The organism is Pseudomonas sp. S32 (assembly GCF_016648095.1).
Lineage (GTDB): Bacteria > Pseudomonadota > Gammaproteobacteria > Pseudomonadales > Pseudomonadaceae > Aquipseudomonas > Aquipseudomonas parafulva.
Genome location: NZ_JACVVF010000018.1, coordinates 29169 through 51726, shown reverse-complemented (window position 1 = coordinate 51726; position 22558 = coordinate 29169). Strand labels below are relative to the sequence as shown.

Here is a 22558-nt window from a genome sequence, read left to right as displayed (position 1 = left end):
CCCTCGCCCTGTGCGGGGGTTTTTTATGCGTGAAAGCGCGTTCAGCTCGCCACAGTGGGGCTCGGCGTGTTCATCGGGCTGATGGAAAGGCGAATGCATTGGCGTTTTTGCAGGTTGCAGAATTGCCAGGTGCGTGCTGGTTCCGCGGGCTCGGCCAACGTGAGCAGCAGTTGCTTTTCCAGTAAATGGCAGGCATCTGGCCCGGAAAACATGAAGGTTACCTGCTCGGCGTTTATCGGTTCATTGTTCAGCGCTGCCGTTTTTGAATCCGTATCGCGTGGTGGTGCCCCATCAGCCGAGACCGCCCGGGTAAGGGCGGGGCTGTAGAACGACTTGTAATTGAAGTTAAGCGTCAAGAAGAACAATGCCGTTAGAAAAAACGGGAAGCCGACCAGGAACCACGTGTAGAGCTTTTGGCTGGCCTCGCTCAAGAACGGCAGTGTGGCGAGCGCGGAGGCTTCGATAATGCCGGCGAAGATGGCGATGATGGTCAGCGGGGCAACTGGTTGTGCTTGTGGCATGGGGCCGTCTCCTGCGGAGTGGACCCATGATTACCCCACATGGCTGCTCACGTAGAAGCCTGCACTGTTTCCCCGGCTGGGAAATATCCCCTGATTTGCCCGATGAACCTCATTTTCGGCTTTATAGTTTCCACTATGGCCCAAGCCATTGTTACTTATTCCAATCGTATCGAGTGGGTGGCGCTGTTACGCTTACTTGCAGGTATAGATAATAGTCTTGTTACAACTATAATTATTAGTTGTAGGAAATTTCTGTAAGTGCTGTAAGGCCCTTCTGTTCATCTATTTCCAAGATAAAACCCCGCGCCATCCTTACTTCTGTCGGTTATCGTGGCGCACTAACGCAACAGCAATGAATGGATATCGCATGAACAAAGTGCTTATCGTGGACGATCATCCGGTGATACGTCTGGCCGTACGCATGCTGATGGAGCGACATGGGTATGACGTCGTCGCAGAGACGGACAACGGGGTGGCGGCCCTGCAGCTCACCCGGCAGCATCTCCCGGACATCGTGGTACTGGACATTGGTATCCCCAAGCTCGATGGCCTTGAGGTAATCGCGCGCATGGCCAGCTCCAGCCCGGGCAGCAAGGTGCTGGTGCTGACCTCCCAGGCGCCGGGTAACTTCTCCATGCGCTGCATGCAGGCGGGGGCGGCGGGCTATGTGTGCAAGCAGCAGGAACTCACCGAGTTGCTCAGCGCCATCAAGGCTGTACTGTCGGGCTACAGCTATTTCCCCAACCAGGCACTGCATGCCTCTCGTGGCAGGGGCGGCGGTAGCGAAACAGAGATGGTCAACCGCCTCTCGGCGCGCGAGATGACGGTGTTGCAGCAACTGGCAAGGGGGCGGTCCAACAAGGAAATAGCCGACAGCATGTACCTGAGCAACAAAACGGTCAGCACTTACAAGTCTCGCCTGTTGCTCAAGCTCAATGCACGTTCCCTGGTGGACCTTATCGAACTGGCGCAGCGGCAGGGGCTGAACTGACCCCCATGGGTAAAGCCTCCTGCAGGGAGGCTTTACCAAGGCTAGAAGTCGTAGTCGAAATCAGCCAACTGCTTCTGCAGGCGGCGTTCCTCAAGCAGGTTATCGATGGTGCGACGTTTGCTCAGGTTGGTCTTTGCCGGTTCCACTTGAGGCTCTGCATCCTCCTCAGTGGCAACAAAATCATCTTCGATCGACAGGTCGTCTTTGTCGGTACTCATGCGTCGCTCCAAGCCAAGGGGCCGATGGCCGACCTTATAACCAGAAAGCGCACACTGGTAAAAAAGATTTTTTCAATCGAGACGGGCTGTTTTCAGCTATCGGCTCAATCGTCGCCGGTTTTGTGCTTGTATTCGCACAAGTCCTCGATACGGCAACTTCCACAACGCGGCTTGCGGGCCTGGCATACGTAACGCCCGTGCAGGATCAACCAGTGGTGGGCGTCGAGCAGGTAGTCCTTGGGCACGAACTTGACCAGTTTCTTTTCCACTTCCAGTACGGTCTTGCCCGGTGCGATGCCGGTGCGGTTGCTGACCCGGAAGATGTGGGTGTCCACGGCCATCGTCGGCTGGCGGAAGGCCGTGTTGAGTACCACGTTGGCCGTCTTGCGCCCGACGCCGGGCAGGGCCTCCAGGGCTTCGCGGGTTTCTGGCACCTGGCCGCCATGACGCTCGATCAACAGGCGGCACGCCTCGATCACATTCTTGGCCTTGCTGTTGTACAGGCCGATGGTCTTGATGTACTGGCTAAGGCCTTCTACGCCGAGGGCATGGATGGCCTCGGGGGTGTTGGCTACTGGAAACAGGCGCGCGGTGGCCTTGTTGACCCCCACGTCGGTGGACTGGGCCGACAGGGTTACCGCGACCAGCAGCTCGAACGGCGTGGTGTAGGCGAGCTCGGTCTTGGGGTCGGGGTTGTCTTCGTGCAGCCGGCGGAAGATTTCCAGGCGTTTGGCGGCATTCATGGTGTCGAGGTGTTCCTGGAAGGCGTGGATGGGCAGATGAGCCAGGCATCAGCCACGTAATGCGTGGTGGCGGCCGGCGCCCCTGGCCACTGCCCGCTGTTCGAGAGTGGGGCCGCATCAGCGGCCCCGGTCGACAGTTACTTGATGCGCTGGCCTGGCTTGGCGCCGCTGTCGGGGCTCAGCAGGTAGATCTCTTCACCGCCAGGGCCGGCAGCCATGACCATGCCTTCAGACACCCCAAAGCGCATTTTGCGGGGTTTGAGGTTGGCCACCATCATGGTCAGGCGGCCTTCAAGCTTGGACGGGTCTGGGTAGGCCGACTTGATACCCGAGAACACGTTGCGGCGCTCGTCGCCGATATCCAGGGTCAGTTGCAGCAGCTTGTCAGCGCCGGCAACCGCCTCGGCTTTGACGATCAGCGCCACGCGCAGGTCGACGGCGGCAAAGGTATCGAATTCGATCTCGTCGGCCAACGGGTCCTTGGCCAGCTCGCCATTACCGACCGTCACCTTGGCCTCGGCGGCCAGCAGGTCTTCCTTGCTGGCTGCAACCATGGCTTCGACCTTGGCAGGTTCGATGCGGCTCATCAGCGCCTTGAACGGGTTCAGCGTGTGGTTCTCCAGGCGCGTGGCATGGTCGCCCCAGGCCAGAGGTGGCACGTTGAGGAAGGCCTCGGCGTCTGCCGCCAGCACCGGCAGTACCGGTTTCAGGAAAATCACCAGCTGGCGGAACAGGTTCACGCCCTGGGCGCAAATGGCCTGCACTTCGTCCTGCTTGCCTTCCTGCTTGGCCAGCGACCAGGGGGCCTTGTCGGCGATCCAGGCGTTGGCACGGTCGGCCAGGGCCATGATTTCGCGCATGGCACGGCCGAAGTCGCGGCCCTCGTAGGCTTCGGCGATGGAAGGGGCTGCCGCCAGGAAAGCCTGCGTGAGCTCGGGCGCCGCATCACCGGCCACCATCACACCGCCGTTGCCTTTGTGAATGAACCCGGCGCAGCGGCTGGCGATGTTGACCACCTTGCCCACCAGGTCGGAGTTCACCTTCTGCACGAAGTCTTCGAGGTTGAGGTCCAGGTCGTCGACGCCACGGCCCAGCTTGGCTGCGTAGTAGTAGCGCAGGTACTCGGGCTGCAGGTGATCGAGGTAGGTACGGGCCTTGATGAAGGTACCGCGCGACTTGGACATCTTGGCGCCGTTGACGGTGAGGTAGCCGTGCACGTTCACTGCCGTGGGCTTGCGCAGGCCCGCACCCTCAAGCATGGCGGGCCAGAACAGGGCATGGAAGTTGACGATGTCCTTGCCGATGAAGTGGTACAGCTCGGCCTTGGAGCCTTGGCTCCAGAACGCGTCGAAATCCAGCTCCGGGCGGCGCGCGCACAGGTTCTTGAAGCTGGCCATGTAACCGATCGGTGCGTCCAGCCATACGTAGAAATACTTGCCTGGCTCCCCTGGGATCTCGAAGCCGAAATACGGCGCGTCACGGGAGATATCCCACTCCTGCAAGCCTGCATCCAGCCACTCGGCCAGTTTGTTGGCGACGGCGTCCTGCAGTGTGCCGCTGCGGGTCCACTGCTGCAGCATGGCCTGGAAATCAGGCAGCTTGAAGAAGAAATGCTGGGAATCGCGCAGCACCGGGGTGGCCCCGGAAATAGCAGATTTCGGGTCTTTCAGTTCGGTAGGCGCATAGGTAGCGCCGCACTTTTCACAGTTGTCGCCGTACTGGTCCTCGGCCGCACATTTGGGGCAGGTGCCCTTGATGAAGCGGTCGGCCAGGAACATGCCTTTTTCTGGGTCGAAGTACTGGGTCACCGAACGGGTGGCAATGTGACCGGCTTCGCGCAGGCGGGTGTAGATCATGCTCGACAGCTCGCGATTCTCTTCGCTGTGGGTCGAGTGGAAGTTGTCGAAATCCACCAGGAAGTCGGCAAAATCGGCGCTGTGCTCGGCCTGCACATTGGCGATCAACTGCTCCGGGGTGATGCCTTCCTTTTCGGCACGCAGCATGATTGCCGAGCCGTGGGCATCGTCAGCGCAGACGTAGATGCACTGGTTGCCGCGCATTTTCTGGAAGCGAACCCACATGTCTGTCTGGATGTACTCGAGCATATGGCCAAGGTGGATCGATCCATTGGCATAGGGCAAGGCGCTGGTGACGAGAATCTGACGTGGCTCGGACATGGTGGCTCGGCTACTTTCCTGGCGACGGGGTGAAAATGAGGATGATCGGCCACTATAAAGGGCTGGCGAAGATATTTCACCCCGCGCACGCATCTGTTGACGATTGACGGGTTAGGATAGGCGCCTGTTTTACATTCAGTTTGCCAATGGGAGTGTCCATGAGTGCCGTCACCCGCGCCGCCGTCGAAGGCGTGCTTCGCCAGTACACCGACCCCTACCTCAACCAGGACCCGGTCAGCGCCGGCTGTGTGCGTGCCATCGAGATCGACGGCGGGCAGGTCAACGTGCAGTTGCAACTGGGCTACGCCGCCGGGCTGTTCAAGCAGGGCTGGGCTCAGGTGCTGCAGACCGCCATCGGCAACCTTGAGGGGGTTGCCGGCGCCCAGGTTGCCATCGATTGCGTGATCGCCCCGCACAAGGGCCAGGCCCAGGTGCCAGCGATGGCCAACGTCAAGAACATCATTGCCGTTGCGTCGGGCAAGGGGGGGGTTGGCAAGTCCACCACAGCGGCCAACCTTGCCTTGGCGCTGGCCCGGGAAGGCGCGCGCGTGGGTATTCTGGATGCCGATATCTACGGCCCCAGCCAGGGTGTGATGTTCGGCATCGCCGAAGGTACCCGCCCTCAGATCCGCGAGCAGAAGTGGTTCGTGCCGATCAAGGCCCATGGCGTCGAAGTGATGTCCATGGCCTTCCTGACCGATGACAACACGCCCATGGTGTGGCGTGGCCCGATGGTGTCGGGCGCGCTGTTGCAACTGGTCACGCAGACTGCCTGGGACGACCTGGACTACCTGGTCATCGACATGCCACCGGGCACGGGCGACATTCAGTTGACGCTGGCGCAGAAGGTGCCGGTGGCAGGTTCGGTGATCGTCACTACCCCGCAGGACCTGGCACTGCTGGATGCGCGTAAAGGTGTGGAGATGTTCCGCAAGGTCAACATCCCGGTGTTGGGTGTAGTCGAGAACATGGCTGTGCACATCTGCTCGAACTGTGGCCATGCCGAGCACCTGTTTGGTGAGGGCGGCGGTGAAAAACTGGCAGCCCAGTACGGCGTCGACCTGCTGGCTTCGTTGCCCTTGTCGATGCTGATTCGCGAGCAGGCTGACAACGGCAAGCCGACGGCGATTGCAGAGCCGGACAGCCAGATCGCCATGATCTACCAGGAACTGGCCAGGCAGGTGGGTGCGCGCATCGTGCTGCGTGAAGCCAAAGCCCCTGCCATGCCGAGCATCACCGTTAGCGACGACTGAGCTACCTGCGCCGCGCCAGCGGCGCCATACCCTCAAATGCCAGGCATGAAAAAACCCGCCATGAGGCGGGTTTTTTTGAAAGCTGGAAAGCTAGATCGACTTAGGCGATCTGAACTTCTTCAGCCTGCATGCCTTTCTGGCCGCGGGTAGCGACGAAAGTAACAGCCTGGCCTTCTTTCAGGGTTTTGAAGCCGTCAGCTTGGATGGCTTTGAAGTGCACGAACAGGTCGTCGCCCGACTGAGGGGTGATGAAGCCGTAGCCTTTCTCATCGTTGAACCACTTGACAACACCGGATTGACGGTTGGACATTTTTCTGTCTCCTTGGACAATTTAATTACGGTCAGGAAAAACCCTGCCCGGGACTGAGCGCAAAGAGAGCAGAAAATTCAGCGATGGGCCGATCAGGATCGTGCATCAAACTAGAGATTCTCGGTGTCACGTGCAGCACAGTGGCGCCACCTTACCCCACTTTCTGCAACCTGCCAATGGTCAGAAGCGGCTTTACCCAAATTCAGATCGGTGGCAGCTGCAAGCCCCGGCCTGCGTGGATTGCAGCCCTGATACGGATGAAACTTTGAAGACCGGGCCAGGACCGGTAAGATGCGCGTCTGTATTTTTACCTTGCACCTTCTTTCAGGACAGCCCGCCATGAGCATCAAATCGGACAAGTGGATTCGCCGCATGGCGCAGGAACACGGCATGATCGAGCCGTTCGTCGAACGCCAGGTCCGCGGCGAGCAAGACAGCCGGGTCATCTCGTTCGGCGTGTCCAGCTACGGCTACGACGTTCGCTGCGCCGACGAATTCAAGGTGTTCACCAACATCAACTCGGCCACCGTCGACCCGAAGAATTTCGATGAGGGCAGCTTCGTCGACATCAAGAGCGACGTGTGCATCATCCCGCCCAACTCGTTCGCCCTGGCCCGCACCGTGGAGTACTTCCGCATCCCCCGCGACGTGCTGACCATCTGCCTAGGCAAGAGCACCTATGCCCGGTGCGGCATCATCGTCAACGTGACGCCGCTCGAACCCGAGTGGGAAGGCCACGTGACCCTGGAGTTCTCCAACACCACCACGCTGCCGGCGAAGATCTACGCCAACGAAGGCGTGGCCCAGATGCTGTTCCTGCAGTCGGACGAAGAGTGCGAAGTGTCCTACAAAGACCGCGGCGGCAAGTACCAGGGCCAGCGCGGTGTGACCCTGCCGCGCACCTGACCTGACCGGCGCGGGGAATTTCACGCGCCTTTGGCACTCCAACCTGTAACCGTGCCGGTATGCATGACGCTTATCGGCTGATGTCAGGAGGTGCCAATGAAACTCCATCCCACCATCAGTGCAAAGCTGGCAGGCCTGCAGCCCAATCACATCGGATTGCTGTCGTGGTCGCTGCTGGCTCAGCCCTTGCCCATGCATGCGGGGGGCGTGCCGGGTCAGCCCGACCCGGATACACCACAGCCGGGGCAGCCTGGCGATACGCCGCCCATGGAACCCGGCGAGCCAACCTTGCCGGATGAGGCGCCACCCGCCCCCGTAGCCTGACGGCTGCTACAGCGGCCACACGCGCCCTGCGCCAGCCAGGTAAATGCGGCTGGCCTGGGTAGGCTCTATTTCCCAGCCCCCGGTGAACTCGCCGAAGGCCGGCAGCAGGCAAACCTTGTTGTCGATCACGAAACAGGGCAGGCGCAGGCGCTGGCGGGCTTTGCCACGCAGTACGAATGCGGGGTGCACGTGCCCTGCCAGCACGGTATGTGTGGGGTGCGCCTCGGGCTCATGTTGCAGGGCAAAAGGCGCCATTATCCAAGGCTCATCAACCACATCGATCCCCAGGGAAGCGGGCGGGTCCCCTGCATGCCGGTCGTGGTTGCCGCGGATCAGCACGATGCCTAGCTGAGGATGGCGTTCTCGCCACGCCTGCACCAGCGCCAGCGTGGCAGGCGCGCGCGCCGTGCGCGCGTGCAGAAAGTCCCCTAACACGATCAGCAACTCGCATTCATGCTCAGCCAGCAAGGCATCGAGCCTGGCCAGGGTGGCCTGGGTGGTGCCCCGTGGCACGGGTTGGTGCAGTGCGCGATAACTGGCGGCCTTGCCGATATGCACGTCGGCTACCAACAGCGCCCGGCGGGCGGGCCAGTAAATTGCCTTGTCCGGCAGCAACCAGAGCTTCTGGCCGCACAGCTCGATTGCGCAATGGGTGGTCATGGCCGCCCCCTTGGCCGCTGGCCCGTGCACGTCACAGACCGTAGAACCTGACACCGCGTGGTATTCGTCAATTGCCTCAACCTGCTGCACTCTCCAGTTCGGCGACCATCCGCGCGATGCGGTCCGCCAGCTTTTCGGTAGAAAGGGTTTCGCGCATGCCTTCCACCAGCAACGCGAAGGCGAGCGGCCCGGTGCGTTCCAGTACCTGCAGGTCCAGCTTCAGGCCTGCCATCTTCAACAACTGCCGGTGCAGCCGCTCGATTTCCAGTTCCTCATTGAGCACCTCGTCACGCGCTTGCCCCAGCAGCAGGTTGCCCGCGTCATGCTTGCGAAATACTTCGTAAAACAACCCACTGGAGGCCTGTATCTGGCGCATGCTCTTCTGCGCTGCTGGGTACCCGCCGAAGACCAGCCCAGAGATCTGGGCAATTTCGCGGAAGCGGCGCAGCGCCATTTCGCCGGCATTGAGGCTGGCCAGTACGTCATCCAGCAGATGCTCCGGGCTGAGCGCGCGGGGCAGGTAGGTTGCCCAGTCCACTTGGCCGGGGCTGAGCAGCTCGAAGCCATAGTCATTGACGGCGATGGACACCGACAAGGGCTGCTCACGGCTCACGCGCCAGGCGATCAGGTTGGCCAGCCCCATGTTGGCCATGCGACCGGCGAACGGGTACATGAACAGGTGCCAGCCCTGGCGGGATTTGAACGTCTCAGCCAGCAGCGTTGTGCACGTGGGCAATGACGACCAATGGGCTTGCAGCGCCAACAATGGCCGTACTGCGCGCATCTCTGGGCCGTCGTAGCGGCCATGGGCGGCGGCATCCAGCTGTTGTACCAGTGCGTCGGCCAGCTCGCTGGAAAGCGGCATGCGCCCGCCATTCCAGCGTGCCACTGCCGCCTTGCGCGCCGTGCTGCGCCTTACATACGCTGTCATGTTCTCGACGCGCACCAGTTCCAGCACGCGCCCGGCGAACACGAAGGTGTCACCTGGCCGCAAGCGTGCGATGAAGGCTTCCTCGACGCTGCCCAGCCCCTTGCCACCGCCGCCTTTGCTCCAGTATTTGAGGTGCAGGCTGGCATCGCTGACGATGGTGCCGATACTCATGCGGTGGCGACGCGCCAGCCGTTCGCTGGCAACCTTGTACACACCGTCTGGCTGTGCTTCGACCCGCTGATAGTCGGGGTAGGCCGTGAGCGAGCTGCCGCCATGGCAGACGAAGTCCAGTGCCCACTGCCACTGGCTGTCCCGCAGCTCGGCAAACGCCCAGGTACTGCGTACTTCCGCCAACAGTACCTGGGCATTGAAGCCACTGCCCAGGGCCATGCTGACCAAATGCTGCACCAGCACGTCCATGCACAACCGCGGCGAACGGCGGGCTTCGATATGGCCTTCGGCCAATGCCTGGCGAGCGGCGGCAGCTTCGACCAGCTCCAGGCTATGGGTGGGCACCAGGGTAATCCGTGAACGGCGCCCTGGCGCATGCCCCGAGCGCCCGGCCCGTTGCATGAGGCGGGCAATGCCTTTGGCCGAGCCGATTTGCAGCACCCGCTCGACCGGCAGAAAATCAACCCCTAGGTCCAGGCTGGACGTGCAGATCACCGCTTTCAGGCCACCCTGCTTGAGGCTGCGTTCTACCCAGTCGCGGGTTTCACGGGCCATGCTGGCGTGGTGCAGGGCGATCAAGCCAGCCCAGTCGGGGCGCAATTCGAGCAGGGCCTGGTACCAGATTTCGGCCTGTGCACGGGTATTGGTGAACACCAGGCAACTGCTGCTGGTGTCGATCTCCTCGGCCACTTGGCCGAGCATCTTCAGGCCCATGTGCCCGGCCCACGGAAAGCGCTCGATCGAGGCGGGCAGCAGGGTATCGACCAGCAAGGCCTTGTCCTGGCGCCCGCGTACCAGCTGGCCGCCCTGGGGCAGTAGCACATCCAGCGCGTGCTGCAGGTTGCCCAGGGTGGCCGACAGCCCCCAGGTGGGCAGCCCAGGGTGCCAGTGACGCAGGCGCGCCAAGGCCAGTTGCAACTGCACACCGCGCTTGTTGCCCAGCAGCTCATGCCATTCGTCCACCACCACCATGCGCAGGGTGGCGAAGTCTGCACTGGCCTGCGCGCGGGTCAGCAGCAATGTCAGGCTCTCGGGTGTGGTCACCAGCACACTGGGCATCCGCCGGGCTTGTCGGGCGCGCTCGGCACTGCCGGTGTCGCCGCTGCGCACGCCTACGCTCCAAGGCAGGCCCATTTCATCCAGGGGCGCCTGCAGGGCGCGGGCGGTGTCTGCCGCCAGGGCCCGCATGGGGGTGACCCAGATCACCTGCAGCGGTGCAGCATGGCGCCCCTGGCCCTGGGCTTTGAACGCCCGCAGTGCGGCCAGCCACACGGCGTACGTCTTGCCCGCGCCCGTGTTGGCATGGAGCAGCCCCGATTCGCCCCGCTCGACGGCGGCCCAGACCCGCCGCTGGAATGCGAACGGCTTCCAGCCGCGTTGGGCAAACCAGGCGTTGGCAAGATCGGTAGTGGCGGGCATCGTACAGGTGGCCCCTCGAAGGCTGTGCTTCTACAGACCACCCGCAAGGTGCATTGGTTTTACCCGGTCAGTTGCCCAGCAGGTAACCGCTGCGGCACACCTGCTCACCGGCCACATGGGCGATGACCATACCGGCGGTAGCCATGCGCCGAGTGCTGCGCGCATACATCAGCCCCGGCTGGGTGTTATGCAGCGCGGTTACCCGGTCGCTGAGCGGGTCTATCACCTCGGCAATCAACTGGCCAGCTGCCAGGTAATCGCCAGGTTTGGCGTGGTACACCAGCAACCCGCCCAGTGCAGCGGTAACCGGCTCTACCGCTGCCAGCGGCGTGGCAGGCCTGGGCAAGGCAGGCAGGGCGGGGGCGGTTCCTTCGATCACGGCTGCATGGGTGAGGTAGTCGAGGATCGCCTGGGCGTCCTGACGCGCCAGGTCGTGGCTGACGTCGGCCTGGCCGCGCAGCTCTACGGTCACTGCGCAACACCCCAGCGCGATTGGGAAGCGCTTGCCGAAGCGTTGCTGCAGTTGCCACCACACCAGGCTGAAGCACTCGTCGAACGACTGCCCGCCCGAGTCGGTGGCCAGCAAGCTGGCCTGGGTGCCCAGGTAGCGGGCAAGCGGCTCAATCTGCGGCCAGGCATCCGGCGTGGTGTACAGGTGTTCGACGGCTTCAAAATCGCAGTGCAGGTCTATGACCAGCTCGGCATCGCAGGCCAGGCGCTGCAGGATAAGCCGCTGGGCCTGCAGAGGCGTACGCGCGGGGTGAGCGTCCAGGCCACGGCGCAGGTACTCGCGTATCAGTGCAGTGTTGTGCGCCGGGTCCTGGTTCAGGTGCGCTTCGATCTGGTCACCGATGCTGTCGGACAGGTCGACGAAATTGCGGTTGAAGTTCTGCCCGCTCTGCAGCTCGAAGCGCCCCAAGGGTGCGTCCAGCAGCACCTGTTCGAGGCCTACCGGGTTGGCCACCGGAACAAGGATGATTTCGCACTGCAGGCGGCCTTGCTGTTCCAGTTCCACCAGGCGCTGCTTGAGGTGCCACGCTACCAGCATGCCGGGTAATTCATCGGCGTGCAGCGAGGCCTGGATATACACTTTGCGGCCACCGCGGGGGCCGAAATGGAAGCTGTGGATTTGGCGAGTGATACCCGGAACGGGCGAAAGCAAGTCGTGGGTAGAGTGGTGCATGTTGGTCCTGAGTGCATGGCGAGAACGTGCTGCGACACGGGTCGGCTTACAGATAGAAGCACAGTTTCAAGGCATGTGCTTATCGGTTTTACGCGACGCTTAGCGCAGATGCGGCGGTTCAGACCAGCAAGGCCTGCAGGGTGGCCAGGTCATCCGCTTCGTCCACGGGCTTGTCCTGGCGCCAGCGCAGCATGCGCGGGAAGCGCACGGCAATACCGCTTTTATGGCGCTTGGACAAGGCGATACCCTCAAAACCCAGCTCGAATACCAGGGTTGGGGTGACGCTGCGCACCGGGCCGAAGGTTTCCTGGGTAGTCTTGCGCACGATCGCGTCGACCTTGCGCATTTCTTCGTCGGTAAGGCCCGAGTAGGCCTTGGCGAAGGGGATCAGGCTGCGGCCGGGTGTGCCGGCCGGGGCATCCCAGACGGCGAAGGTGTAGTCGCTGTAAAGGCTCGCCCGGCGGCCATGGCCGCGCTGGGCATAGATCAGCACGGCATCCACGCTGAAAGGGTCGATCTTCCATTTCCACCAGGTGCCCATGTCCTTGGTGCGGCCCACGCCATACAGGGCTTCACGCTGCTTGAGCATCAGCCCCTCGACCCCCAGGCTGCGCGACTGCTCGCGTTGGCGGGCGAGGTCGGCCCAGTCAGGGCCCTCAAGCAGTGGCGAAAGCAGCACCGGGGCCAGTGGGCAGGCTTGCAGCACGTTTTCCAGCTGCTTGCGCCGTTCATGCTGAGGGCGGCTGCGCCAGTCTTCGCCTTGCCATTCCAGCAGGTCGTAGGCCTGTAGCACTATCGGGGCCTCGCTCAGCAGCTTCTTGCCCAGCGTCTTGCGGCCCAGGCGTTGTTGCAACAGGGCGAAAGGTTGCACCGCCAGGTCGGCGTCCGTTGTGCCGGGCTTCCACACCAGAATCTCGCCATCGAGCACCACACCGTCGGGCAGGGTCTGTGCCAGGCTTTGCAGTTCGGGGAAGCGCTCGGTAACCAGCTCCTCGCCCCGCGACCATACCCACAGCTGGCCGTCACGCTTGACCACCTGGGCGCGGATACCGTCCCACTTCCACTCGATCTGCCAGTCGCCTGGCGGCCCGAGCAGCGCCTCGAACTGCTCGGTAGGGGCTTGCAGCGGGTGGGCGAGGAAGAACGGATACGGCTGGCCACCGCGCTGGCTGTGCTCGTCGGCAGACTCGGGGGCAATCAACTGCTGGTAGCTGGCAGCGGTCGGGCGGTGGCTGATGTCGGTGTAACCTACCAGCCGCTGGGCCACCCGTTTGGCATCCAGCTCCGCCAGTTGCGCCAGGGCGCGGGTGACCAGCAGCTTCGAGACGCCTACACGAAAACTGCCCGTGATGAGTTTCAGGCACAGCATCAGGCTGGGGCGGTCCAGGCGTGCCCACAGCGGTGGCAGGCGCTGCTGGATGTCTTCAGGTGGCAGGCCGCGCAATGGCAGCAGGTGGTTTTCAACCCAGTGAGCCAGGCCTTCCTGGTCTTGCTGGTGGCTTTCTGGCAACAGCAGGGAGATGGTTTCGGCAAGGTCGCCCACTGCCTGGTAGCTTTCTTCGAACAGCCAGTCAGGCAACCCGGCCAAGGCCCCGGCCAGCTCGCGCAGCACCCGGGTGGGCACCAGCTGGCGCGGGCGGCCGCCTGCCAGAAAGTACACAGCCCAGGCGGCATCCTCGGCGGGTGCGCTGGCGAAATAACCCCGCAAGGCCTCGAGCTTGGCATTGCTGGAGGTGGTGCTGTCCAGGCGCAGATACAGTTCGGCGAAGGCTTTCATGTGCCGGTCTCCGTGGTGGCTGCATCGTCTTCTTCACCGTACTCGGTGACGAAGGCGCGGGCGTCCAGGCCCTGTTCCATCAGGTAGCGCACCAGCACGCTGACCGAGCCGTGGGTCACCATCACCCGCTCGGCCCCTGTCTGCCCGATGGCCCACAGCAGCCCCGGCCAGTCGGCGTGGTCAGACAACACGAAGCCGCGGTCGACGCCGCGCCGGCGCCGTGTGCCCCGCAGCAGCATCCAGCCACTGGCAAAGGCATCGCTGTAGTCGCCGAAACGGCGCATCCAGCTGCTACCCCCGGCTGAAGGGGGGGCCAGCACCAGCGCCTTGCGCAGCAGCGGGTCGTTGCGCGCAATGTCACCGGCGTAGCGGGTTTCGGGCAGGTACACGCCTGCTTCCCGGTACACGCGGTTGAGCGGCTCGACGGCGCCGTGCACCAGGATAGGGCCGATGCTGGGGTCTAGCCCATGGAGAATCCGTTGGGCTTTGCCGAAGGCATAGCAGAACAACACACTCGCCTTGCCCTGTTCGCTGTTGGCCCGCCACCAGGTATTGATGCCGGCAAAGATATCGGCCTGGGTGGGCCAGCGGTAGATAGGCAGGCCAAAGGTGGACTCGGTGATGAAGGTATGGCAACGCACTGGCTCGAACGGGGTACAGGTGCCGTCGGGCTCGACCTTGTAGTCCCCGGACGCTACCCACACCTCGCCTTGGTACTCCAGGCGTACCTGCGCCGACCCCAGCACATGCCCTGCCGGGTGCAGGCTCAGGGTTACGCCGTGGTGTTGCAGGCGTTCGCCGTAGGGCAGGGTCTGCAGGTTGATGTCCTTGCCCAGGCGGCTTCGCAGAATGCCGGCGCCAGGTTCGGCGGTAAGGTAGTGGAGGTTGCCGGAGCGGGAATGGTCGCCATGGCCATGGGTAATGACGGCCCTGTCCACCGGCCGCCACGGGTCGATATAGAAATCACCGGGCGGGCAATACAGGCCTTCTGGGCGGGCAATGACAAGGTCCATGGCACGTACGCTGGTTGGGAGTTACCAGTTAGGAGCCATGGCAGCGAAGGGAAGTTCGACCGGTGGTATCACCGCCCCCGCTGCACAGCCCGCACGCGCGCAGTACCGCTTATTTGCCCGGCACCAGGGTGAGGCGCTGGTTGCCGTAGGCCCGGGCGAAGTTCTGCGGCTGCAGCGGCAACACCATGAAGCGCCCCTTGAACCAGGCGTCCAGGCCGTCACTGTAATGAGCGCTGGCCGGGTTGCCCGACTGCCCGCTGCTGGTCAGTACCTGGAGGGGTTCGGCCTGGCCGAAGTCGACCACCATGCGCGCTGAAGCGGGCAGGTGGGTGTCGAAACCGCTGCCCCAGGCGTACGGGGTCAGCGCCAGGGTGCTGAAGTCGCCACCGGCGGCTTGTGGTGGGCGGCTGATGGCATCCCCCAGGCCATGGTAGGCAGGCGCAGGCCAGCGGTACTGGTGCAGCTTGCCCCACTGCCAGGCGCGGCGGTCTGCGCCCAGTTGCGCGGTGCCTGCATCCACCGCCGCTGCGAGGCTGCGGGCAAGGATGGCGGGCTTGTCTTCTTTCTGAGGCGTGGTGCGGTCGTCCCAGAATGGGCTGTCATCGCGGCCAAGCAAGTGGTCGGCCTGGGCCGAGTACGACAGGCGGGCATTGCTGACAAAGGCTTGCCAGGCAGCGCCGGACTCTGGCCCCAGTTCGTCCAGGAAGGTTTCCCGGGCAAATGCCTGCAGGAACAGTGCATACAGCGCCGCATCGGCGGACACCGGGCTCATGCGCCCATCGAAGGCCTTGAGCCGGGCCAGCGCATCGCGTGCCTTGTCACGCTGCGCGGCGGGCAGGGCGTCGATGGCCTGTTTCAGGGGCTGGGCCATGCCGGGGGCTTCGAACATCTGCTTGAGTTTGCCGGCCAACAAGGTCACCTGATCGTTCTGCAGGGCCATCAGGCTGCGGCTGTCGTGGCGGCCGTTGCCCGCCAGTTGGCCCAGGCGCTCGGCCCGTTCCGGGTAGTACCAGGTGCTGGACAGCTGCATGCCGTAGCCTTTGGGCAGGCTGCGCTGGTTGGCATGGCCGATCCAGCCGGCGGGCGGGTCCTGGTCGTAGGGGTGTAGCATGGTATCGGCGTAGCCGTCCCAGTCGTAGCGCCCGTCCCAGCCCGGCGAGGGCAGCAGGCCCTGGCCTTCGCGGCGGTTGGGGTAACGCCCGCTGACTTGCCAGGCGATATGGCCGGGCTCGGCGAACACGAAGTTCAGCGCAGCCGCCGTGACCTCGCGTGTACTGTCGAAGGCACGCTCCACATTCTTGGCACGGGTCAGGTCGAACAGCGCATCCAGGCTGCGATCACCCTTGAATTGCGGCAGGTTCAGGGCAAGGCCAAGGCCGGCGCCGGGCGGTTGGGCCAGCAGGGTGCCGTGGCGGGTTTCGTACATCACTTCGCGTTGAGGGCGCTGGCCGCGCACCAGGAATGTTTCGGTGCGGGCGCGGGCGGGCAGCCACTTGCCATCGGCCAGGTAGCTGAGCTGGTTGCCCTGGCGGCGCACTTGCTCGAGGAACAGGTCCTGGTTGTCAGCCATCACCGCGCTGCTGCTCCAGGCCAGTTGGCCGTTGTAACCCGACAGCACAATGGGCAGGCCGGGCAGCGACAAGCCTGCCACCTGGTACTTGCCGGTGTGGATCTGCACTGGGCTCAGGGCCCAGATGGCACGGCTGTCACTGGCCAGCAGGCTCTTGCCGCTGCGGCTGTGTTGCGGGCCGATGGCCAGGTTGGCCGAACCTGGGCTGCCGAGCAGGTCCAGGTCCGCCAGTTTCTGGCTGGCCGCCGCCAGGGCTTGCAGGCCGGGCAACTGGCTGGCCAGGTTGAGGCCCTTGAGCTTGTCGGCTTCCCCGGTGGCCAGGGGCTCGTCGGGTGCGCCGGGCAGCAGCCAGGCCACGTTGTCGCTGCCCACTTTTTGCGCCAACGTCAGGGCGCTGAGCTCTTCTTGCAGGTTCACCGACTGGCTGAATGCGTACAGGCTGAAAATCAGCGCCGAATCCTCAGGCTTCCAGTACTCCGGGCGGTAGCCACTGTCGGCCAGGCCAGCGGGCAGCTTGTCGCGATAGCGGAACAGGTAAGCGTTTACCCCCCGCGCATACACCTCGAAAAACCGCTTCAGGCGCGGCGAAGCGTCGGCGTATTGCTGGGCCGCGCTCTGCTTGAGGTTGGCCGCCCGCATCAGGCGGTCGATGTCCAGCGCATCGGCACCGGCAAGTTCAGCCAGCCGCCCCTGGGCCAACAGGCGCATGGCAACCATCTGCTCGATCCGGTCACCGGCATGCACGTAACCCAGGCTGAACAAGGCGTCGTGGAAGCTGCTGCTTTCAATCAGCGCCGCGCCCATGGGGTTGCGTCGTACCGAGACGTTCTGCGCCAGGCCCTTGAGCGGTTGCACGCCCGTGGCCGATGGCACGCTGCCTTGCTGGGCGCCGGTCTGGCAACCGGCCAGGCCCAGGGTGCCGAGCAGCGTCAAAGCCGTTGCGAAGCGCAGGCGGAAAAGGGGGAAGGCGGGGGCGGCCATGGCAAGGGCTCCTGCAAGGCATTGCGGGTTTGGAAAGGCGCTAAAGGTAGTGAGCGCGCAGGCGTCGTGCAAGGTCAGCGGGCGGTTTATTTGCCGGCGTCCACTTACACCCTGAAAAGCTCGGCAACGCCGTCTGAAAAGTGCGTGCAGTTGATGCGCGTATAACGCTGGTAGTCACGTGTCACCGCAAATGCTGTGCCTGGCATCAGCAGTACCCGTTGCTGTTCCAGCCGGCGCATGAAGGGTTGCAGGTCGGCAAGGTCAGGGTGCGATACCCAGAGGAACATGCCACCTTGGGCGCTTATGTCGAAATGCCAGCCGTGTTTGAGCAGCACGCGTTGGGTGTGCGCCTGCTGGTGGATCAGGCGCTGTTGCACATCATTCATGTGTCGGGCGTAGGTGCCGTCGCTGAGAATGGTGTTGACGAAGCGTTCGCAAAACGCCGGCACTGCGACGCACGTCAACAGCTTCAGGCGCATCAGCGGCGCTACCAGGGGCGGCGGGCAGGCGATGTACCCCACCCGCAGCGAAGCCGAAAGGCATTTGGAAAAACTGCCGATGTAGATGACCCGCTGCAGGTTGTCCAGCTCGGCGAAGGTTTGGCGCACCCCCGGGCTGAAATCGCCGTACACATCGTCTTCGACCACGAAGAAATCGTGTTCCACGGCCAGGCGCAGCACGCCGAACGCATTGTGGGGGCTGATGGTGCCGCCGGTCGGGTTGTGGAAGGTGCTGTTGCAGAAGAATGCCTTCACCTCGTGCCTGGCCAGGTGCTGTTTCATGTCTTCCAGGTCTGGCCCGTCGGCTGTGCGGCGGATGCCTACCACGTGGCCGCCGGCCAGCTGGATCAGCTTGATCAGGTTGCCATTGCCCGGCTCGTCCACGAACACGTGGTCCCCGGGGCTGATCAGCAGGCGTGCCACCAGGTCCAGCGCCTGGGTGGCACCCAGGGTGGTCAGCAGCTGGTGAGGGTGTGCCTCGATGCGGGTCAGCCGACCGAGGTGCATGCACAGCTGCTTGCGCATCGGCAGGTAACCCTGGATATCCCCGTATTCAGCCAGCGAGCTTTGTTCCAGACGGGCGGTACGGCGGATGGCCTTGGCCAGCAGTTCGGTATCACGCCAGGCAGGGGGCAGCCAGCCGCTGCCCAGCTTGGTGAAGTGCTGCCCACCTTGCAACAGCTTGAAGAGCGGATCTTGCGCCATGTCGCCAGTGGGCTCGCCCGTTTCGGCGGGTCGGGTGCCAGTGGCCACAAAGTAGCCACGCCCGGGTACCGCCGTGAGCAGCCCTTCGCTGACCAGGCGGGCATAGCTGGAAACCACCTCGTGATAGGTGCCACCCGTTGCCACGGTGAGTTTGCGAATGGACGGCATGCGTTGCCCGGGTAGCCATTCACCGGCTGTCAGGCGCTGCTTCAACTGCTCGAATAGGTCGTGTTGCGGCACGGGGCTTTCCTGCGGGCGTTAGAAAAAACACCCTAACAGTTAGCCGTAAAGCACGTCGACTGTTTGCCGAAAACGTCGTCAACGGTGCGACGCTGTTGCTGTCACCCCTTTTACCCTCGGCGAGCCACCATGAGCACAACCCTTCCCGCACGCACGTACCTGTATTTTCTGGCCCAGTCGGTCAACCTCACCACTGCCGTGATGTCGGTGACCATGGCTGCCATTGTGGGGGCTGCGCTGGCCCCGGCAGCGGCATGGTCCACGGTGCCGTACGGGTTCCAGTTTATGTTCGTGATGCTGGCGACCTACCCGGTGTCCCGGCTCATGGCGCGTATTGGCCGCAAACGCGCGTTCATGCTGGGGGCATTGCCGCTGGCCGTGTCGGGCGTCTGCGGCTTCCTGGCGGTGGAGCATCAGCAGTTTGGCGCGTTGGTGGCCAGCCACTCGGCGTTGGGCGTGTACATCGCCTTTGCCAACTTCAACCGCTTTGCTGCCACTGACAACCTTGCGCAGCACCTCAAGCCCAAGGCGCTTTCACTGGTGGTGGCGGGTGGGGTGATTGCCGCCGTTGTCGGGCCTGCCCTTACCGAATGGCTGCGCGATGCCGGTGGGTTCCCGCTGTTTTCATTGTGCTACGCCGCCTTCACCGCCCTGGCCTTGGTGTCGCTGGTGATCGCCATTTGCTTGCCAGGTGATGGCCAGGTTGCGCCCGCTACCGCGCCCCGGTCACCGCTGAGCCCTTCCGGGCATGGCATCACGCCGGGCATTGCAGTGGCGATGGGGGTTGCGGCCTTGGGGTACGGCATCATGAACCTGCTGATGATCCAGGCATCCCTGCACATGAAGCATATGCACGAGGACTTTTCCGACGTTCGCCTGGCCATCCAGTGGCATGTGGTCGCCATGTTCGCGCCGTCGTTTTTCACCGGGGCGATCATCCAGCGGCTGGGTATCAGGGCCACGATCTGTGGGGGGTTGATGCTGCTGATCGCGTGCACTGCTCTGAACATGGGTTCAAGCAGCTATGCGGTGATGACGGTTTCACTGATTGCCCTGGGCCTTGGCTGGAACCTGACCTATGTGGGGGGCGGGGCGCTGCTGGCGCAGACGCTGCAGAACAGCCCGGGTGCCATGCAGATGCAGGGCAAGAACGATTTGGCGATAGCGGTGTGCGCGACCGTAGGTGCCTTCAGCCCATCGTTGCTGCTGGACTTGGTGGGTTGGGGGGGCACGAACGTGCTGTGCATGGCACTGTGCCTGGGGTTGCTGCTGGCAACTGCACTGCTGTTGCCGCGCAAGGTGGCCGGGCTTCACTACCGCTAGCGAAGCCCTGCGCGGCGCCTTGTATCAGGCGCCGTGGCACTTCTTGAATTTCTTCTCGCTGCCGCAGGGGCATGGGTCGTTGCGGCCGACGTCCTTCAGCGCGTTGCGCACCGGCTCCTGGTGGCCGTGGTTGCAGTGCGGGCCGTGCACATGGCCGTGATCGTGATGGTGGTCATGATCGTGGTTGCAGTCGGGGCCATGAACGTGGGGTTGTTGGGACATTGCTGGGTTACTCCGGGTAATGATCGCCGGGCATTATCTCACCACTGCGCGACAAGTGCAGGTCCCGATGGATGAGCAGGCCGGTGGCCAGCTCTGCCTGCAGGCTGTAGTGCAGGGGGCGCCCGCTTTTCAGCATTTTCGCCAGGGGCTTGAGGTGCTGCCACAGGTTGGTCCGGGCAGTGATCTTGAACGTACGCCGTTCATGCGGGCCCACGCTACGCCATAGGCTGGCTTCATCCTGGGCGAGCACAACATCGTTCAGGCGCAGCGCGTATTCGACGGAGCGAATGAACAGGCGGCTGTCGTTGGGGTTTTCCACCCGCACATGCAACACGAATTCCTGTTGCAGCAGGCGGGCTTTCACCGTTTCCACCCTGACCAAGTGCACCTGTGGTTCGCGCCAGTCAGCCCCGCCCCAGCTGGCGCAGCCCCCCACTAGCAAGAGCAGGCCGCAGAGCAGCATGAAGCGGATGCGCGTCATCATGCTCAGCTACCCACGTAACTGGCGCAGCACTTCTTGAACTTCTGCCCGCTGGCGCAGGGGCAGGGGTCGTTGCGCCCGGCCTTCAGGCCCACCGTGGGGTCGATGAAGTACCAGCGGCCGTCGTGCTGAACGAAGGCGGAGCATTCACGGTGCTGGTGGTCGCCGGCCTGGTCGTGCCAGCGCGCGGTGAAGGTGACGAACGCGTGTTCGGGTTGGCCACCCAGCACCTCGGCACTTTCCACTTCCAGCCCCAGCCAGGTGCTTTGTGCGCTCCAGGCTGCCATGGCCGCACGGTCCAGCCCGGCCTGCTGGGCGGGCAGGGTGGTGGCCACCAGGTACTCGACCAGGCCCAGCACATAAGCGCTGTAGCGCGAGCGCATCAGCGCCTGGGCATCCGGTGCCGGCGTGCCAGCATGGTAATGACCGCAGCAGGCATCAAGCAGGTTGCCACTGCCGCATGGGCAGACCGAAACACTCATCATCACCACCAGTACTTGCCGAAATTTTCAGGGTTGGCCCAGAACCGTGCATTGAGCCAGTCCGGTACCTGCTTGTAATCGTGTAGATCATAGGTGAACAGGCTCAGCACCTGTTGCTCGCGGCAGAATTTCTCGCTGGCCGACAGGGCCAAGGCGAAGAAGTCTGTATCTTGCCAACCGCAGGCGGCAAGGTCTGCCAGTACCGCCACACGGCTGGCGTTGAGATTGCGGATGCCGCCCAGCAGTTCCAGCCCGGTTCGCTTGGGCAGGTGCTCCAGGCAATCCACCAGCAGCGCCAGGTCGAAACGCTGGGCGGCCAGTGCGGCAGGCAGTTGGCCGGGCGTGGCCGCGGCCAGGGTGACCTGCGGGTGCGCCTGAAGGAAGGCGTCCAGGGCAGGGAACCGGGTGCCCACCAGCAGCAGGCGTTGCGGGGTAAAGCGCTCGAGCAGTGCGGCCAGGGCCTGTTGCGGCGTACGTTGCGAGAAACCGTCGGTCATTGCCAATCCTCTTTCATGTTGGCCAAGACTAGCGGGCCAGGGCGCGTCGGCAAAGGGCTGCATGCAAGCGCGATGGCGGATTGCTGGCAGGGTTGGCATGCACCGTCTTTACTCCCACAGGTCGGCGTTATGCCGGTTCCCACTAAGGAGAGGCGATGAGATGAGCATAGTACGCACAGCGGTACCCTTGATCCTGCTCACCAGCGTGCTGACGGGTTGCGCAGGGTTGCAGAAGACCGACTGGCCCAAGTGTGCGGCCGTCGGAGGCGTGGGCGGCGCAGCGCTGGGCGCCATCGAAAGCTCCAGCTGGGCCGGCTGGGGGGCACTGCTGGGCGGTGGCCTGGCAGCCGGCTATTGCTGGGCTCATGGTGACGGCGACGAAGACGGTGATGGTGTGCCTGACAGCCGCGACAAGTGCCCAGGCACACCGCGTGGCGTGCAGGTGGACGCCAACGGCTGCCCCCCACCGCCGCCGCAGCCTGAGGCGGTGGTGGTGGAAGAGGTGGTGGTGGCCAAGGAAGAGGTCATCGTCATCCGCGACGTGCACTTCGAATTTGATTCTGCGCGCCTGACGCCGGCCGACAAGCAACGCCTCAATACCATCGCCACCCGCCTGAAGCAGGAAGCGCCTTCCGCTCGCCTGAGCGTCAGCGGCCACACCGACAGCGTGGGCAGGGACAGCTACAACCAGAAACTGTCGGAGCGCCGGGCCCATTCGGTGACCGACTACCTAGTTGAAAGCGGCATACCGCGCAGCAGCTTTGTGTCGATCGTGGGGGCCGGTGAGTCGCAGCCGGTTGCGGACAACGCCACTGCCGAAGGGCGTGCCATGAACCGCCGTACCGAAATCAAGATCGAGCGCTAGCCCGTAGGCACCCGTGCCGCGTTCCGTGGCATGGGTGCCCGGTGTTGCGCCTGCTGGCGCGGCATTGGGGGTTGCAGTTAAGGTAGAGCCCTGGC

At 63.5% G+C, this 22558-nt stretch carries 22 protein-coding genes; 6 read left to right on the top strand and 16 right to left on the bottom strand.

What is annotated here, in order from left to right; all coding sequences use genetic code 11:
- Positions 1-41: 41 nt before the first annotated feature.
- Entirely contained in the window at positions 42-521 is a 480-nt protein-coding gene (locus IAE38_RS12320; protein WP_201217766.1) for a hypothetical protein, read from the bottom strand.
- A 367-nt stretch (positions 522-888) separates the two neighbouring features.
- On the opposite strand from IAE38_RS12320, the gene IAE38_RS12315 reads away from it, so the two are divergent.
- The gene (locus IAE38_RS12315) at positions 889-1512 is read left to right on the top strand and encodes a response regulator transcription factor (RefSeq protein WP_060482769.1); all 624 of its coding nucleotides are present in this window, start codon (positions 889-891) and stop codon (positions 1510-1512) included.
- A gap of 41 nt (positions 1513-1553) precedes the next feature.
- Here the strand turns inward: IAE38_RS12315 and IAE38_RS12310 are convergent, their stop codons facing one another.
- From IAE38_RS12310 to metG, 3 genes are all read right to left on the bottom strand, one after another.
- Positions 1554-1730, bottom strand: coding sequence for a PA3496 family putative envelope integrity protein (locus IAE38_RS12310; RefSeq protein ID WP_028633237.1), 177 nt, complete (start codon positions 1728-1730; stop codon positions 1554-1556).
- Between the two features lie 104 nt (positions 1731-1834).
- A complete protein-coding gene (gene nth / locus IAE38_RS12305; RefSeq protein ID WP_201217765.1) occupies positions 1835-2473 on the bottom strand; it encodes an endonuclease III in 639 nt (212 codons plus the stop codon).
- A gap of 137 nt (positions 2474-2610) precedes the next feature.
- The gene (metG, locus tag IAE38_RS12300; RefSeq protein WP_201213498.1) at positions 2611-4650 is read right to left on the bottom strand and encodes a methionine--tRNA ligase; all 2040 of its coding nucleotides are present in this window, start codon (positions 4648-4650) and stop codon (positions 2611-2613) included.
- A gap of 158 nt (positions 4651-4808) precedes the next feature.
- Between metG and apbC the strand changes: the two genes are divergently transcribed.
- A complete protein-coding gene (gene apbC, locus IAE38_RS12295) occupies positions 4809-5903 on the top strand; it encodes an iron-sulfur cluster carrier protein ApbC (protein ID WP_201217764.1) in 1095 nt (364 codons plus the stop codon).
- A gap of 100 nt (positions 5904-6003) precedes the next feature.
- Here the strand turns inward: apbC and IAE38_RS12290 are convergent, their stop codons facing one another.
- Positions 6004-6213, bottom strand: a complete 210-nt coding sequence (locus IAE38_RS12290) for a cold-shock protein (RefSeq protein WP_003254922.1) — start codon at positions 6211-6213, stop codon at positions 6004-6006.
- Between the two features lie 339 nt (positions 6214-6552).
- On the opposite strand from IAE38_RS12290, the gene dcd reads away from it, so the two are divergent.
- Complete coding sequence (gene dcd / locus IAE38_RS12285) at positions 6553-7119, top strand: dCTP deaminase (RefSeq protein ID WP_028633233.1); 567 nt, start codon at positions 6553-6555, stop codon at positions 7117-7119.
- 96 nt (positions 7120-7215) lie between these two features.
- A complete protein-coding gene (locus IAE38_RS12280; RefSeq protein WP_028633232.1) occupies positions 7216-7443 on the top strand; it encodes a hypothetical protein in 228 nt (75 codons plus the stop codon).
- 6 nt (positions 7444-7449) lie between these two features.
- On the opposite strand, the gene pdeM is transcribed toward IAE38_RS12280, so the two are convergent.
- From pdeM to IAE38_RS12245, 7 genes are all read right to left on the bottom strand, one after another.
- On the bottom strand, positions 7450-8103 hold the full coding sequence (gene pdeM / locus IAE38_RS12275) for a ligase-associated DNA damage response endonuclease PdeM (protein ID WP_201217762.1): 654 nt from the start codon (positions 8101-8103) through the stop codon (positions 7450-7452).
- Positions 8104-8179: 76 nt separating this feature from the next.
- On the bottom strand, positions 8180-10624 hold the full coding sequence (locus tag IAE38_RS12270; RefSeq protein WP_201217760.1) for a ligase-associated DNA damage response DEXH box helicase: 2445 nt from the start codon (positions 10622-10624) through the stop codon (positions 8180-8182).
- Between the two features lie 67 nt (positions 10625-10691).
- The gene (locus IAE38_RS12265; RefSeq protein WP_201217759.1) at positions 10692-11807 is read right to left on the bottom strand and encodes a succinylglutamate desuccinylase/aspartoacylase family protein; all 1116 of its coding nucleotides are present in this window, start codon (positions 11805-11807) and stop codon (positions 10692-10694) included.
- A gap of 118 nt (positions 11808-11925) precedes the next feature.
- Positions 11926-13584, bottom strand: coding sequence for an ATP-dependent DNA ligase (locus tag IAE38_RS12260; RefSeq protein ID WP_201217757.1), 1659 nt, complete (start codon positions 13582-13584; stop codon positions 11926-11928).
- Complete coding sequence (locus tag IAE38_RS12255) at positions 13581-14597, bottom strand: ligase-associated DNA damage response exonuclease (RefSeq protein ID WP_028633227.1); 1017 nt, start codon at positions 14595-14597, stop codon at positions 13581-13583. The genes IAE38_RS12260 and IAE38_RS12255 overlap by 4 nt, the downstream gene beginning before the upstream one ends.
- A gap of 109 nt (positions 14598-14706) precedes the next feature.
- Positions 14707-17148, bottom strand: a complete 2442-nt coding sequence (locus tag IAE38_RS12250; protein ID WP_201217756.1) for a penicillin acylase family protein — start codon at positions 17146-17148, stop codon at positions 14707-14709.
- Positions 17149-17252: 104 nt separating this feature from the next.
- Positions 17253-18593: an aminotransferase-like domain-containing protein gene (locus tag IAE38_RS12245; RefSeq protein WP_201217754.1), complete on the bottom strand. Its 1341-nt coding sequence runs from the start codon at positions 18591-18593 to the stop codon at positions 17253-17255.
- A 129-nt stretch (positions 18594-18722) separates the two neighbouring features.
- Here IAE38_RS12245 and IAE38_RS12240 point away from each other — a divergent pair, with 129 nt between their 5' ends.
- Complete coding sequence (locus IAE38_RS12240; RefSeq protein WP_201217752.1) at positions 18723-19916, top strand: MFS transporter; 1194 nt, start codon at positions 18723-18725, stop codon at positions 19914-19916.
- A 24-nt stretch (positions 19917-19940) separates the two neighbouring features.
- Here IAE38_RS12240 and IAE38_RS12235 read toward each other — a convergent pair whose 3' ends face one another.
- From IAE38_RS12235 to IAE38_RS12220, 4 genes are read right to left on the bottom strand one after another with little or no spacing between them, the layout of a single operon-like run.
- Positions 19941-20138: an SEC-C metal-binding domain-containing protein gene (locus IAE38_RS12235; protein WP_009684590.1), complete on the bottom strand. Its 198-nt coding sequence runs from the start codon at positions 20136-20138 to the stop codon at positions 19941-19943.
- Positions 20139-20145: 7 nt separating this feature from the next.
- Positions 20146-20622 carry an LEA type 2 family protein gene (locus IAE38_RS12230; RefSeq protein ID WP_028633223.1) on the bottom strand — a complete coding sequence of 159 codons (477 nt, stop codon included), beginning with the start codon at positions 20620-20622 and terminating at the stop codon, positions 20146-20148.
- A gap of 2 nt (positions 20623-20624) precedes the next feature.
- The gene (locus IAE38_RS12225; RefSeq protein ID WP_028633222.1) at positions 20625-21101 is read right to left on the bottom strand and encodes a YchJ family protein; all 477 of its coding nucleotides are present in this window, start codon (positions 21099-21101) and stop codon (positions 20625-20627) included.
- A 2-nt stretch (positions 21102-21103) separates the two neighbouring features.
- The gene (locus IAE38_RS12220) at positions 21104-21598 is read right to left on the bottom strand and encodes a DUF6231 family protein (protein ID WP_201217750.1); all 495 of its coding nucleotides are present in this window, start codon (positions 21596-21598) and stop codon (positions 21104-21106) included.
- Positions 21599-21758: 160 nt separating this feature from the next.
- On the opposite strand from IAE38_RS12220, the gene IAE38_RS12215 reads away from it, so the two are divergent.
- A complete protein-coding gene (locus tag IAE38_RS12215; RefSeq protein WP_028633220.1) occupies positions 21759-22463 on the top strand; it encodes an OmpA family protein in 705 nt (234 codons plus the stop codon).
- The last annotated feature ends 95 nt before the right edge of the window (positions 22464-22558 follow it).

What these genes read in the sequence shown, in the direction of transcription:
- IAE38_RS12320 (WP_201217766.1), bottom strand. Translation starts at nt 521, where the DNA reads ATGCCACAAGCACAACCAGTTGCCCCGCTGACCATCATCGCCATCTTC.
- IAE38_RS12315 (WP_060482769.1), top strand. Translation starts at nt 889, where the DNA reads ATGAACAAAGTGCTTATCGTGGACGATCATCCGGTGATACGTCTGGCC.
- IAE38_RS12310 (WP_028633237.1), bottom strand. Translation starts at nt 1,730, where the DNA reads ATGAGTACCGACAAAGACGACCTGTCGATCGAAGATGATTTTGTTGCC.
- nth (WP_201217765.1), bottom strand. Translation starts at nt 2,473, where the DNA reads ATGAATGCCGCCAAACGCCTGGAAATCTTCCGCCGGCTGCACGAAGAC.
- metG (WP_201213498.1), bottom strand. Translation starts at nt 4,650, where the DNA reads ATGTCCGAGCCACGTCAGATTCTCGTCACCAGCGCCTTGCCCTATGCC.
- apbC (WP_201217764.1), top strand. Translation starts at nt 4,809, where the DNA reads ATGAGTGCCGTCACCCGCGCCGCCGTCGAAGGCGTGCTTCGCCAGTAC.
- IAE38_RS12290 (WP_003254922.1), bottom strand. Translation starts at nt 6,213, where the DNA reads ATGTCCAACCGTCAATCCGGTGTTGTCAAGTGGTTCAACGATGAGAAA.
- dcd (WP_028633233.1), top strand. Translation starts at nt 6,553, where the DNA reads ATGAGCATCAAATCGGACAAGTGGATTCGCCGCATGGCGCAGGAACAC.
- IAE38_RS12280 (WP_028633232.1), top strand. Translation starts at nt 7,216, where the DNA reads ATGAAACTCCATCCCACCATCAGTGCAAAGCTGGCAGGCCTGCAGCCC.
- pdeM (WP_201217762.1), bottom strand. Translation starts at nt 8,103, where the DNA reads ATGACCACCCATTGCGCAATCGAGCTGTGCGGCCAGAAGCTCTGGTTG.
- IAE38_RS12270 (WP_201217760.1), bottom strand. Translation starts at nt 10,624, where the DNA reads ATGCCCGCCACTACCGATCTTGCCAACGCCTGGTTTGCCCAACGCGGC.
- IAE38_RS12265 (WP_201217759.1), bottom strand. Translation starts at nt 11,807, where the DNA reads ATGCACCACTCTACCCACGACTTGCTTTCGCCCGTTCCGGGTATCACT.
- IAE38_RS12260 (WP_201217757.1), bottom strand. Translation starts at nt 13,584, where the DNA reads ATGAAAGCCTTCGCCGAACTGTATCTGCGCCTGGACAGCACCACCTCC.
- IAE38_RS12255 (WP_028633227.1), bottom strand. Translation starts at nt 14,597, where the DNA reads ATGGACCTTGTCATTGCCCGCCCAGAAGGCCTGTATTGCCCGCCCGGT.
- IAE38_RS12250 (WP_201217756.1), bottom strand. Translation starts at nt 17,148, where the DNA reads ATGGCCGCCCCCGCCTTCCCCCTTTTCCGCCTGCGCTTCGCAACGGCT.
- IAE38_RS12240 (WP_201217752.1), top strand. Translation starts at nt 18,723, where the DNA reads ATGAGCACAACCCTTCCCGCACGCACGTACCTGTATTTTCTGGCCCAG.
- IAE38_RS12235 (WP_009684590.1), bottom strand. Translation starts at nt 20,138, where the DNA reads ATGTCCCAACAACCCCACGTTCATGGCCCCGACTGCAACCACGATCAT.
- IAE38_RS12230 (WP_028633223.1), bottom strand. Translation starts at nt 20,622, where the DNA reads ATGATGACGCGCATCCGCTTCATGCTGCTCTGCGGCCTGCTCTTGCTA.
- IAE38_RS12225 (WP_028633222.1), bottom strand. Translation starts at nt 21,101, where the DNA reads ATGAGTGTTTCGGTCTGCCCATGCGGCAGTGGCAACCTGCTTGATGCC.
- IAE38_RS12220 (WP_201217750.1), bottom strand. Translation starts at nt 21,598, where the DNA reads ATGACCGACGGTTTCTCGCAACGTACGCCGCAACAGGCCCTGGCCGCA.
- IAE38_RS12215 (WP_028633220.1), top strand. Translation starts at nt 21,759, where the DNA reads ATGAGCATAGTACGCACAGCGGTACCCTTGATCCTGCTCACCAGCGTG.